General features: G+C 47.9%; 9 protein-coding genes. 6 read left to right on the top strand and 3 right to left on the bottom strand.

The genetic code is table 11. The annotated features are described in order from the left end of the window. Window positions 1–33: 33 nt before the first annotated feature. A complete protein-coding gene (gene hemF / locus H3V14_RS04355) occupies window positions 34–948 on the top strand; it encodes an oxygen-dependent coproporphyrinogen oxidase (RefSeq protein WP_198226902.1) in 915 nt (304 codons plus the stop codon). Window positions 949–1,169: 221 nt separating this feature from the next. On the opposite strand, the gene H3V14_RS04350 is transcribed toward hemF, so the two are convergent. Continuing rightward, on the bottom strand, window positions 1,170–2,423 hold the full coding sequence (locus H3V14_RS04350) for a CCA tRNA nucleotidyltransferase (RefSeq protein ID WP_075868921.1): 1,254 nt from the start codon (window positions 2,421–2,423) through the stop codon (window positions 1,170–1,172). Continuing rightward, window positions 2,420–3,070, bottom strand: a complete 651-nt coding sequence (locus H3V14_RS04345) for a CoA pyrophosphatase (RefSeq protein WP_158025428.1) — start codon at window positions 3,068–3,070, stop codon at window positions 2,420–2,422. The genes H3V14_RS04350 and H3V14_RS04345 overlap by 4 nt, the downstream gene beginning before the upstream one ends. A gap of 176 nt (window positions 3,071–3,246) precedes the next feature. Between H3V14_RS04345 and H3V14_RS04340 the strand changes: the two genes are divergently transcribed. The 4 genes from H3V14_RS04340 (at window position 3,247) to H3V14_RS04325 (ending at window position 10,271) form a co-directional block, all read left to right on the top strand. Next, window positions 3,247–4,344, top strand: a complete 1,098-nt coding sequence (locus H3V14_RS04340) for a MoxR family ATPase (protein ID WP_083639719.1) — start codon at window positions 3,247–3,249, stop codon at window positions 4,342–4,344. A gap of 61 nt (window positions 4,345–4,405) precedes the next feature. Continuing rightward, the gene (locus H3V14_RS04335; protein WP_075868922.1) at window positions 4,406–5,311 is read left to right on the top strand and encodes a DUF58 domain-containing protein; all 906 of its coding nucleotides are present in this window, start codon (window positions 4,406–4,408) and stop codon (window positions 5,309–5,311) included. A gap of 2 nt (window positions 5,312–5,313) precedes the next feature. Continuing rightward, window positions 5,314–8,148: a DUF4159 domain-containing protein gene (locus H3V14_RS04330; protein WP_075868923.1), complete on the top strand. Its 2,835-nt coding sequence runs from the start codon at window positions 5,314–5,316 to the stop codon at window positions 8,146–8,148. Continuing rightward, the gene (locus H3V14_RS04325; protein WP_075868924.1) at window positions 8,145–10,271 is read left to right on the top strand and encodes a glutamine amidotransferase; all 2,127 of its coding nucleotides are present in this window, start codon (window positions 8,145–8,147) and stop codon (window positions 10,269–10,271) included. The genes H3V14_RS04330 and H3V14_RS04325 overlap by 4 nt, the downstream gene beginning before the upstream one ends. Before the next feature lie 289 nt (window positions 10,272–10,560). On the opposite strand, the gene H3V14_RS04320 is transcribed toward H3V14_RS04325, so the two are convergent. After that, window positions 10,561–11,124, bottom strand: coding sequence for a GNAT family N-acetyltransferase (locus H3V14_RS04320; protein ID WP_246785008.1), 564 nt, complete (start codon window positions 11,122–11,124; stop codon window positions 10,561–10,563). Between the two features lie 616 nt (window positions 11,125–11,740). On the opposite strand from H3V14_RS04320, the gene H3V14_RS04315 reads away from it, so the two are divergent. Further along, window positions 11,741–12,460, top strand: a complete 720-nt coding sequence (locus tag H3V14_RS04315) for an OmpW family protein (protein ID WP_075868925.1) — start codon at window positions 11,741–11,743, stop codon at window positions 12,458–12,460. Window positions 12,461–12,743 lie beyond the last annotated feature (283 nt).

Genomic DNA, 12,743 nt, shown 5'->3' with positions numbered 1-12,743 from the left:
ATTCTAAACGAGTTTACAGATTTAAGACGGATTATGACGAATAGAGATATTCCCGATGACATGCCTTCCGATCTCGAAGACAAGAAAAAACGGGCAGAAGAGTGGTTCCAATCATTACGCGATAGAATTTGTAATTCACTGGAAAAACTTGAAAGGGAACTGACCGGCCAATTTTCCAATTTTTCCGCCGGTTCTTTTGTCAGAACACCTTGGGAAAAACCTGGTGGCATGAATGGCGGCGGTGTCATGTCGGTGTTGAAAGGGCGGGTTTTTGAAAAAGCGGCAGTGCAAACATCAACCATTTATGGTGAATTTTCGCCCGAATTCAGAAGAGAAATTCCCGGTGCGGAAGATGACCCGCGTTTCTGGGCAAGTGGCATCTCGCTTATTGTGCACCCGCAAAGCCCGCATGTACCGACAGTCCATTTCAATACACGTATGATCGTTACAACCCGCCAATGGTTTGGCGGCGGTGCCGATTTGACGCCGATGCTTGCCGAACGGCGCACTCAGTCGGATGTTGATACTCAAACTTTCCATAAGGCGTTCCAATATGTCTGTGAACGCCACCCCACTGTTGCCGATTATCCGAAATTCAAAAAATGGTGCGACGAATATTTTTATTTGAAACACCGCAAAGAACCGCGTGGCGTTGGCGGCATATTTTACGATTGGCTCCACAGCAGCAAGGAAGCTGGTGGTTGGGAAGCCGATTTCAGCTTTACGCAGGATGTCGGACGCGCTTTCGACATTGTTTATCCCTCTATTGTGCGTGAAAATTTCAATAAGCCATGGACGGACAAACAAAGAAATGCCCAGCTTGTCCAGCGTGGCCGCTATGTCGAATTCAACCTTATTTATGACAGGGGCACCATCTTCGGGCTCAAAACCGGCGGAAATATCGAGAGCATTCTGTCTTCCCTGCCGCCGACCGTTAAATGGCTTTAGCCATTTAACCAAATAAAAACGCTAAGTGTCTTTAGTCATTTAACAAAATGAAAACCCGAAATGGCTTTAGTCATTTAACCGAACAAAACCAAATCGGTTTAGCCACAAATAAACAAAACGACCTGAACGGCTTTCACTATTTTATAAAACAACACGCTTGAAATGCATTGTCATCACATCAAGCATGAAAGCAAGCTTCATGACAATTGCGCAATAGCCGGTCAGGCTGTTGCCAAATCAAGGAGCGCTTTCCGGTCCAGTAAAAAGCCGCTTTCCACCCAACGTTTTTCCAGCGCTTTAAGTTTGTGTCCGATAGCCGGCCCCTCGGTAATGCCAAGAGGTAACAGATCCTTTCCTGTTAACGGAAAAACCGGAACCTCATAATGCTCGGCCAATTTTCTAAGCCGTGTATAATGGCTGGCCTCGACAAGTGCATTATCATTACTCAAAGCATGGGCACGTGCATTGGAAAGCGCCAATGTCAATTCATCAAGAACGGCCTGTTTGCCATGATGATAGACAAGTTTTTTAATTTCGATATCGGAAGAATTATATTTGATCGGAGAAATACGGGCAAAATCCATCAATCGCGTTTTTTCTAACTTGGAAAAACGCAAGCGCTCGGCCATTTTTTTCAAACGCACTTCATCGCGCGGCACAATGGAAAAAAGACGCAATAACGGATCGGGCGGAAGCCTCATAACACGTTCGGTTTCAATCAGCGGGCGGAACGCATCAATCCCCCATTTTTCTGTTTCAGGAAGAATAATTCCCAAAATCGCAGCTTGCCGCATCCATAAAAGCGCCCGCGTCGGGTCGGGAGCGGAAAGCATTTTTTTAACTTCCGACCACACCCGTTCGGCAGATAATTGCAAAAGTCCATCTTTTAGGCGTGCACATGCTTTGATAGCCTCGGCATCGGGACGCCCCTTACCAACCCACGCATAAAGGCGGAAAAACCTTAAAATGCGCAAATAATCCTCGCGAATACGCTCTTCGGCCGTGCCAATAAAACGCAATGTCTCGCTTTCAATGTCGGCAAGCCCGTTGACATCATCATAAATTTTACCGTTGGCATCGGCATAAATGGCATTGATTGTAAAATCGCGCCTTTTAGCATCGGTTTTCCAGTCGCGGCCGAATATGACCTTTGCCCGACGCCCGTCGGGTTCGATATCGGCTCGAAGTGCCGTCACCTCATAGGAGTGGCCATTCACCACCACCGTGATTGTGCCGTGTTCATAGCCTGTGGGCACCGCTTTGAAACCTTTTTCGCTTACCCGCTTGATAATTTCATCGGGCACACAGGTTGTTGCAATATCAATGTCGTTCACCGGATAGCCCAAAAGCTGGTTGCGCACAGCACCGCCGACCACGCGCGCTTCCTCGCCATTTTCCGAAAGACAATGAAGCAGTTGTTGCAGCCCCTCATCGTGAAGCCACAAGGCTTTTTTGGCGATATTAAGCGTAGTCACCGGGATAACCTTTCTGCGAGCGAACGAATCATTGCAGCCGTCGCACCCCATATATAATGGTTCTCGTAGGAAAGTGCATAGAAGCTCCGCTTTTCAGCGCCAGCCGTCTTTGAAACGATCACATAATTTTTTAAATCAAGCACAAAAGATAACTGAACAGTAAATATTTCATCAACCTCGTTATCATTTTTAACAAATTGTGCCCCTTGCCCGATTAAACCGACGACCGGACGGATCTCGAATCCTGTCGAAGTATAATGGAAGCAAAGTTCACCGAGTTTTGTAAAATAATCCGGTTGAAGGCCGATTTCTTCGCGCGCCTCGCGCAGTGCGGTCATCTCGTCGCTTTTATCCTGATCTTCTCTTTTGCCACCGGGAAAAGCAATTTGGCCTGCATGGTTATGAAGTTTCGATGTTCGTCTCGTCAAAACGAGATGCGGGGCATTCGACTTTTCAATAATCCCGATAAGGACAGCCGAGCGCTGCCATGACGGGCGATCGGATTTTTGGCGCAGAATAAGCGAATTTGAAAATGGCCGGTTCAAGTTTTGATCGCCGTTCAAAGCCTCTGGTGCTGGCGACAGAACTTCCGGTTCATTGAATTTTTTGACAATGTCAGCAATTTGAATTGCTATGCTTTCGGCCACCAATTTTAAAAAACCTTTTCTTCAAATTGTCTGTGAGGACCGTTTAAACGCTTCATTTCTGTTATTTTTCTGTTACAAGCCTTGAAATAGTCATTGTTCAGAGATGAAGGTGGTGACAAATTCTCTCACCGTCAATCGCATTTGGCCACGTAGCCAAAAAGTTCTGGGGAAAAGCCATGAGAAGCGCTTCTAAAACAACAGCCGGGCTGGAAAAGAATAAAACAGGCGCATCCGCCCTCAAGCCTCGAAAGAAAGTAGCTCCCAAACCGGTTGCAGCGAAAAAGACTGCAACTGAAGATGCGGCAGAGATAGTCGCCGATTTTGACAATGTCGGAAAGCTTTTTGAAACTTTGCGCGCCACCATCGACAAAGTGGTTTTTGGTCAAAGCGATGTTGTCGAAAACAGCATTATTGCCATTCTTTCCGGCGGGCACGCACTTCTTGTTGGCGTGCCGGGGCTTGCAAAAACCCGCCTTGTCGAAACATTGGGCACTGTTTTGGGACTGGATGAAAAACGCATCCAGTTTACCCCCGACCTGATGCCATCCGATATTATCGGTTCGGAAGTCATGGATACCGACAAAAGTGGCAAACGTTCTTTCCGCTATATCAAGGGTCCGGTGTTTACCCAGCTTTTGATGGCTGATGAAATCAACCGTGCCTCACCCAGAACCCAATCGGCACTTTTACAGGCCATGCAGGAATATCATGTCACGGTTGCCGGTGAACAATATGATTTGCCGAGCCCCTTTCATGTGCTTGCAACACAGAACCCGCTTGAACAGGAAGGAACCTATCCGCTTCCGGAAGCCCAGCTTGACCGTTTTCTGATGCAGATCAATGTCGATTATCCCGATATTGATACCGAACGGCGCATTATCATCGAAACAACCGGCGCCGGACAAGAAACTGTCAAACCGGTGCTTGATGGCAAAAAGCTAAAAGTCATTCAGAACATGGTACGGCAAATGCCGATTTCCGAAAATGTCGTCAATGCCATTTTGAAACTGGTGCGTTCTGCCCGTCCCGATGCCGATAACGAGCATGCCAAAAAGCATATTGCATGGGGACCGGGGCCACGTGCCTCGCAGGCGCTTTCCTTGTGCACAAGGGCACGCGCGCTTTATCAGGGAAGGCTCGCCCCTTCGGTTGATGATGTCAAAGCGTTGGCACTTCCGATTTTACAACACCGTATGGCCTTGAACTTCACGGCACGTGCCGACGGGCTTACAATTTTTGAAGTGATCGACGATCTTGTTAAAAACATCGAATAACAGGAATAGAAGATAACGGGACACATTACCCCCCGAAAAGAACGGACAGCGAAAACAAATAATGGCTATTGCTCGCGACATCAATGTGGAAGCACCAACCGACCTTGCGGTGAAAGCCCGCATCCAGTCAGCGAGATTGCCTGATCTGCTTGTCGAGGCACGCCACATCGCCAATACACTGATGAGCGGCTATCATGGCAGAAAAAAACGCGGCAACGGCGATAATTTCTGGCAGTTCCGCCCCTATGTGGAAGGCGAACCGGTTTCACGCATTGACTGGCGCCGTTCGGCGCGCGACGATCATATCTATCTTCGCGATCAGGAATGGGCCGCAGCTCAAACCGTGTGGATATTGCCTGACCAATCACCATCAATGCACTATCAATCACGCTTTTCCGACATGCCCAAGGATAGTTATGCCATGTTGATGGCGCTGACTCTTTGCGAGCTTTTTGCCCGCTCCGGCGAACGTGTTGCCGTGCCCGGTCTCATGGCACCGACACGCTCGCGCAATGCAGCCGAGGAAATGGCACTCAACTTTACAACGCTCAAAACGCAATTGACATTTGGCAATTTTCCGGACGTAAGCCGCCATTCGCATATTATCATATTAAGCGATTTTCTGGATGATCCGGTAAAAATTGCCGGAAATTTTGCAAAACTTGCAAGCGCCAATGTCACTGCACATTTTGTCGAAGTCTGCGACCCTGCCGAAGAACGTTTTCCCTATCATGGACGGGTCGAATTCATTGATCCGGAAAGCCACCAGCGTTTCCTTGCAGGGCGTGCGGAAACATTTCACGACGCTTATTTGCTGAGTTATAAAGCGCGCCGCCAGAGTTTTGCCGATCTCGCTAAAAACACCGGTGCAAGCTATCATGTCGCGCCAACCGACAAAAAACCGAGTTCAGTCATTCTGGCGCTTGCCACCATGATCGGTCAGGCTTCCGGCTACAGGAGAGGATAGGCATGGGCTTTGCTGCACCGTTTCTCCTGCTTTTTCTGATTGCTCTACCGGCAATCTGGTGGCTTCTTCATGTCACACCACCGGCTCCGACGGAGGAAAAATTTCCGCCGCTTCAGCTTTTGTTAAAAATTGCCAATAAACAGGAAACACCGAACCGCACGCCATGGTGGTTGCTTTTGTTGCGCCTTTTGATGGTAGCGATTGTTATTTTTGCCTTTGCCGACCCGATCTGGCGTCCGTCAACAACTGTTTTGAAAGGCAATGCCCCCCTTGTTGTTGTTATTGATAATGGCTGGTCATCGGTTCACGACTGGGAAAAACGCGTCAATGCTGCACTTGATCTTGTAAAACAGGCGGAAGCGGCAAAAAAGACAATCTACATTGCGGCGACTGCCGACAATGACAATCAGGATATCCGCCCTCTCAATAGCGAAGAATCAACAAAACGCATTTACACAATGCGCCCGCTCCCCTTACCCACCCACCGGTTATCTGTCATCAAGCGGCTTGAAGCCGCGCTTAAGGGTGAAAAAGCCGATATTGCCTATCTGTCGGACGGATTGCGCATGGTTGAAGATGGCGATGCGTTTCACAAACTTCTGGCCAATGCCGAAAGCAATATCTTGCTTTATGAGGAAAGCATTTCAAACCTTGTCGGTGTTACATCAGCCAAGAACGAAAGCGGATCATTGTCTGTCGACCTTGTGCGCGGAAAAGCGGATGGTGAAAAAATTCTCTCTCTTGGCGCCTTTGACCGTGAAGGGCGGATGATTGCAGACACAGAATCCCGTTTTGAAGACGGAGAAACCTCAACTGTTTCGGCTTTCAATTTACCGCTTGAAATGAAAAACGATATCGCTGCAATCAAGGTAAACGGCCAACAGGACGTTGCAAGCACATTCCTTTCCGATACAAGAAACCACGTCTATCGGGTGGGAATGGTTGCCCCTTCTTTAAATGAATTGACACAACCCTTGCTATCGCCGCTCTATTATGTCGATAAAGCCCTTCAGGGACATGTCGATATTGTTGCGGTCAATAGCGCCAGTTTCGACGAGGCTATAAATAAACTAACGCTCCAGCATCCCTCGACAATTATTCTGGGTGATGTTGTCAATATGCCCGAAGCGGCACAGCAAAAACTGAACCGATTTGTCGAAGACGGTGGCGCGCTTATCCGCTTTGCCGGTCAAAATCTTGCAAGCAACGATAATGAAGACATATTGCTGCCGGTAAAATTGCGCCATGGTGAGAGGCAATTGGGCGGGGTGATGTCTTGGGCAACACCACAAAAACTTGCGCCTTTGCCGAAAAAAGGCATTTTTGCCGATCTTGCCTATCCGGAGGATGTTACTGTTTCGCGGCAAATTCTCGCCGAACCAAGCCCCGAACTTTTTGATCATACATGGCTCAGTCTTGCCGACGGCACGCCTCTTGTTACCGCTCGCGCGCGCGGTAAAGGTATGTTGATTTTTATTCATACTTCAGCCGATCCGACATGGTCAACGCTGCCGCTTTCCGGCTTTTTTGTCGATATGATGCAGCGACTTACAGAAACCGGCGGTCATACCGGTGACGACAACAGTGCCAAGAAAAACGATGAAAATATCGCGCGTGAACCGTGGCAGGTGATTGATATAAACGGCGAACTTGTTCCCGCACCCTCGACAGTCTCTCCGCTTACTTTGAATGATAAAACGGAAGCTCTCCCCTCTTTCAACCATCCCCCCGGTTTTTATGGGCAGAAAGACAATCTCTATGCGGTTAATCTCCTTGATAAAGAAGACAGTTTCATGCCGCTTGAAACCGAAATTTTTGCTGGAAAAGTACGTTTGATGGACTATTCGGATGATGTTGAAAAACACCTGACCGGTCCGCTTTTGGCAATTGCTATTGCGCTTTTTGCACTTGATACGCTTGTCACGCTCGGTGCTTCGAGACTGTTTAGCCCGAAATCGGGCTTGCGCTTTAGCAAAGGCAAATTTCTTGTTCTTGCTCTTGCCGTAACAGTTCTTTTTGCGATCGGCCAAATGTTTGTTTCCAAACCGGTCTTTGCCGAAAAGCTTTCTGCCAATGATGCGGCCATGGTGCAATCGGCAGGCAAAACCCGCCTTGCTTACGTCATAACCGGCCTTGATGAAATTGATGACACAAGCAAAACCGGTCTTGAAGCGTTGAGCCAATTTCTCCAAACGCGTACCACAATTGATCCGGGTCCTGTTGCCGGTCTTGATCTTGATAAGGATGAGCTTGCCTTTTATCCACTCATCTATTGGCCGGTCGACGCAAATTCGCCAATGCCGACACAAAAAGCCATCGACAAAATCAACACTTATATGCGTCAGGGCGGCACAGTTTTGTTTGACACCCATGACCAGATTGAAACCGGCATGGATTTGAGTGGTAAAACCACTGCCAATAACCAGCGCCTGCGCGATATTCTCAATGGTCTCAACATTCCCGAACTCGAACAGGCCCCGCCCGACCATGTAATCTCGCGCTCGTTTTTCATTATGCCGGATTTTCCCGGTCGTTACAGGGGCTCGCCTTTGTGGATTCTATCATCGGCGCTCGGAGGCAACGACAAGCGCCCGATCCATGCAGGCGATGGCGTAAGCTCGATTCTTATCACCGCCAATGATTTTGCCGGTGCCTGGGCACATGATGGCAAAGGCGCATGGAAATACCCGCTTGTACCCGATGATGAAATGCAACGCGTCTGGGCTTTCCGCGGGGGGCTCAATATTGTTATGTATATTCTTACCGGAAACTACAAAGCCGATCAGGTGCACGTGCCGGCACTTCTTGAACGTTTGGGACAGGAAAAATCACAATGAACCAGTCACTTGCGTTTGAACCGTTTTTATCCTGGACATCAAGTCTCGCACTGATCGGCGTGGCATTTTTATTTGTCGTTGTGGCACTTGTTTTGCGCAAACGCGGTGCAATTTTGCGAACTCTTGCGCTTGCGGTTCTTGCACTTGCCCTCCTCAACCCTGTCATGGTCGAAGAACAAAGAGAGCCACTAACAAGCATTGTCGGCGTGGTGGTCGACAAGAGCCAGAGCCAGAATTTCGGCAACCGCACCAAAGATAGTGAAGAGGCACTCGAAGCCTTAAAACAAGAATTTTCAAAACATCCGGAATTCGAACCGCGTTACATTGATACAAAAACCGTTTCCGACAATAGTAACGGTAGTGAAACAAGGTTGTTCACGCCGTTAAACGAGGCAATTTCCGATGTACCACCTTCCCGTTATGCCGGCACAATCCTGATTACTGACGGACAAGTCCACGACATAGAGGCGGCAAACGCCAATACGTCGGGTGAAAAACCTGTCAACGCCCTTATTACCGGTGAACCCGACGAATATGACCGGCAGATCAGGTTTGTCGATCCGCCACGTTTCGGAATTACCAACAAACCGTTCAAAATCAGGTTTGCAATAGACGATAAAGGGAAGGTCCCCTCTTCCGCCGATAAGGCAATGGTGGAACTTAAAGTCAACGGCAATGTTGTTCTCCATCAAGCCCAAGAAACAAACAGGGAAATTGAAACCGAAATTACGCTTCCGCATGCCGGAAAGAACATTATCGAAGTTTCAACATCTCCGCTTGAAGGCGAGCTCACCAGTGTCAACAATGCGGCAGTTACAATTATTGACGGCGTGCGCGAAAATTTGCGCGTCCTCCTTGTCTCGGGGGAACCGCATAATGGCGAACGCACATGGCGCGACCTTTTAAAAAGCGACCCCAGTATCGACCTTGTGCATTTCACAATTTTACGCCCGCCGGAGAAAGCCGACAATACGCCGCTAAGCCAACTTTCCCTGATTGTCTTTCCGACGACCGAACTTTTTGTCGACAAAATCAACGATTTTGATCTGGTAATTTTCGACCGTTACCAGCACTATAATGTATTGCCTTTGATCTATTACGACTATGTCGCCCAATATGTGAAAAATGGCGGTGCACTGCTGATGGCAACAGGGCCTGAATTTGCTGGCGAAAATTCTCTTGCCCGTACACCACTGTTGAGCGTTTTACCGGCATTGCCAAGCGGCGAGGTGATAGAAAAACCGTTTACTCCGGCCGTTACCAAAGCCGGAATGCGCCACCCTGTTACACGCGGTCTCACCGGAGTGACGGCAAAAGACGAATCTTCCAAAACGCAGGATGCCATAAAGGGCAATTGGGGGCGCTGGTTACGCCAGCTTGCTGTCCAGGACACCTCGAAAAGCACTGTTGTCATGAATGGCGCAGATAACCGCCCGCTTATGTTGCTTTCCCATATGGGAAAGGGACGCGTTGGTATGTTGCTATCGGATGAAGGGTGGCTATGGGCACGCGGTTTTGAAGGTGGTGGCCCCTATGCTGCGCTTTATAGACGCATGGCCCATTGGTTGATGAAAGAACCGGAGCTTGAGGAAGAAGCGCTGACAGCATCGGGTGAAGAAAACCGCCTTACCATTCGCCGTCAAACCATGGCTGACAAACCGGAAATTGCAAAAGTCTATTTTCCCTCCGGAAAAACTGTCGACGTTACTTTGAATAAAGTCGAGCCGGGCGTGTTTGAAGCAAACCTCGACACGGATGAAACCGGATTGTTCAAGGTTACCAATGGCGACAAGGAAGCTTTGACACATATTGGCCCGATCAACTCACCCGAATATGCCGAATTGATTTCGACAGGCGAAAAGCTTTCACCCCTTGCCGAAACAACCGGCGGCGCAATCACGCGACTCCACCAGAAAGCGGGTGCCACAATCAAACTGCCCGCCATCGACATTATAAAGGGTAAAAGCATTGAATCCTCAAATAAGCAAAACCGCATTTTGCTCAATGCGCCGACGGAAACGAGGCTTACCAACACATCTGCCTTCCCGCTTTTTAATGGTATTCTGGCACTTGTCGCTTCGCTGCTATTGCTCGCAAGTCTCTGGTATAGAGAAGGCCGCTAGGGGCTCATCCCACCCGCCTTCTCTCCTCAGCCTGATAAAACTTGAAGCAATGATTTTTAAAACACACCCCATGGTCTTGAAGGCCAAGACAATTAAAAATTGCTCTTATGCTTTTTGAATAAGCACGCGTTATAGTTGCAAATAATGCCTTTTTCTAACGATCAAATGAAGGCAAGATCTCTCGAAAATTTGCTCTTTTAATCAAGGTCAAAATAGTCGAGGCCAAGAAAACGTTTTTCACAAGGTCAAATAGAAACATAACTTTGAATTTCCATGTCTCTTAAAAAAATCAGCCTCTCCGCTTTGCCTGACTTTTATGGCACACAAGGCCTTTTACGCCTGCAATTGTTCCATCAACGAGTTCAAGAGCCAATAAACGTTCGGGATTGACCGGACGAGGCATAACAAAATCGGCAGCCGATACTTTGGAAAAACCGAAACGACGGTAATAGGGCTCATCCCCTGCGAGCAGAATAAATGGCACACCCGCTTTTCTGGTCTGCTCTATTGTGTGGTTCATGAGCAGGCCTCCGAGCCCGAGACTTCTGAATTTCGGTGAAACAACAATTGGCCCCAGAAGATAGGCATCAACCTTTCCCACGGTAATTGGCGTCATGCGGATTGTTCCGACAAGTTTACTATCTATGAGTGCAATGAACGAAAGAGCCATGTCGTGCCCCCCTTCCTCACGAATAAGATGGGCAGCACGCGTAAAACGGGCGGGGCCGAAAGCCTCGCTATTCATAGTTTCGATAATGTCCTGATAATCCGGAGTCTCGGAAATGATTGTAATATCGTTTCGGGACATCGGGGACGAGGATGAAACTGCGCAAACGTTTGAATGTTTTTCCATTTTTGTTACCGGCAAAAAAACGCGAACAAAATCAATAGGGCGAGAAGCAGAAATCAAAACTTGTTCATCGTCGTTGAACCGGAAAAAACATAAATTTCAACCTGTTTTTTTGAAGCCCGTTCGGGCAGCTATTTTACCGTCAGCTTCTTTGGCGTCTTTTGAAAAAAAAGACGCCTTAAGCCCGATCCAATTGAAAGAAGAGAAGCAAAATATGCAACAACAAAATTATTGGAAGAGCAGAAAAAGTAAAAAATAGCGTTTTATTGTGTTTATTGCGAGCCGGTGCGCCACTCGAACACAATGATATATTTCTAAACTGTCACATTTGTTCAAAGTTGGAACAGAAACATTCTTTTAAAAACCGGTTTTATAACTTGGCGTTGATTCGACTTGGTTAATAATGACTTAACATAAACCGAGTTTTTCGCCGTTGTTTTTCCACAGGTAGCGGTTTTTGTTGCAATAATGATACAGTGGGCCTTCAAACAAGGCGATAAAGCGGCAAAAAGGCTATTGTTTGATTCAAATCAATGGATATTTTGGCTTAAATGGTTTTGAAAGTAACCCAACTACTGATGTGAATAACGCACCACTTATTGATTTAGGAGACGTAAATATGAAGAAATTGATCGGTAGCAGTATCGTTGCGATCGCTGCAGCACTCAGCTTCTCAGGTTCAGCTTCGGCTGCCGATGTTCAGAGTGCCAAGCCTGTTGTTCAGGAAGCCCAAAGCCCATGGCAGATCCGCGTTCGCGCTCTTGGCGTTGTTCCGCGTGACAAAGGCCGTGTTCACCAGATCCCTGGCTCTGAAATGGATTTCTCGAGCACTGTCATTCCTGAACTCGACATCACTTACTATTTCACCAACAACATCGCTGCCGAATTGATTTTGGGCACAACCTATTCGTCAATCGACGGTAAAGGTTCATTGCATGCAGCAGGTGCTGGCAAGCTTGGTAAAACATGGCTCTTGCCTCCGACACTTACTGTTCAATACCACTTCACAAACTTCGGCGCATTCAAGCCGTATGTTGGTGCCGGTGTTAACTACACAATCTTCTACAATCAGGATTCCGACCACAACTCCGCTGGCGTTGGTTTGAAAGACCTCGACATCGACAATACATGGGGCGGCGCTCTTCAAGTTGGTTTCGACTACATGCTCGACCAACACTGGGGCTTCAACTTTGATGTCAAGAAGCTTTACCTCCGTCCGGATTTCGATGCCAAGCTGAACAATGCAACTTCTGCCGCTTTGGGTATGGATGAGCACATCAGCGGTAAAGCAAAGCTTGATCCGTGGCTGATCGGCGCTGGTGTAACCTATCGCTTCTAATAAAGGCGGGGGCTTGAAAAAGTAAATTGAGGGGGCTTGGTTTACTTTTCACAAAAAAAGGACGCTTTTTAGCGTCCTTTTTTGTTGCCTAAGCTTTTTGTTACCTGAGCCTTTGGTGCCCGAGCCTTTTGGTTCTCGTTCGATTATTGGCTGTTCTGGCCTTGTCTGTTCTCTAGTGTTGTCCGATGCCTTTTTGTTGCCTTTTGAATGCCTGATCAGCCTTGAGCGGCATAAGAGGTGAAGCACATTCCGGTTTTAGCCAATTGCTTTTTCCATCGCGATA

Source organism: Bartonella sp. W8151 (genome assembly GCF_016100385.1).
Classification (GTDB): Bacteria; Pseudomonadota; Alphaproteobacteria; order Rhizobiales; family Rhizobiaceae; genus Bartonella; species Bartonella apis.
The sequence above is the reverse complement of the archived record's forward strand: the minus strand, read 5'-3'. Positions and strand labels throughout refer to the sequence as shown.

What these genes read in the sequence shown, in the direction of transcription:
- hemF (WP_198226902.1), top strand. Translation starts at nt 34, where the DNA reads ATGACGAATAGAGATATTCCCGATGACATGCCTTCCGATCTCGAAGAC.
- H3V14_RS04315 (WP_075868925.1), top strand. Translation starts at nt 11,741, where the DNA reads ATGAAGAAATTGATCGGTAGCAGTATCGTTGCGATCGCTGCAGCACTC.
- H3V14_RS04320 (WP_246785008.1), bottom strand. Translation starts at nt 11,124, where the DNA reads ATGGAAAAACATTCAAACGTTTGCGCAGTTTCATCCTCGTCCCCGATG.
- H3V14_RS04325 (WP_075868924.1), top strand. Translation starts at nt 8,145, where the DNA reads ATGAACCAGTCACTTGCGTTTGAACCGTTTTTATCCTGGACATCAAGT.
- H3V14_RS04335 (WP_075868922.1), top strand. Translation starts at nt 4,406, where the DNA reads ATGGCTATTGCTCGCGACATCAATGTGGAAGCACCAACCGACCTTGCG.
- H3V14_RS04330 (WP_075868923.1), top strand. Translation starts at nt 5,314, where the DNA reads ATGGGCTTTGCTGCACCGTTTCTCCTGCTTTTTCTGATTGCTCTACCG.
- H3V14_RS04340 (WP_083639719.1), top strand. Translation starts at nt 3,247, where the DNA reads ATGAGAAGCGCTTCTAAAACAACAGCCGGGCTGGAAAAGAATAAAACA.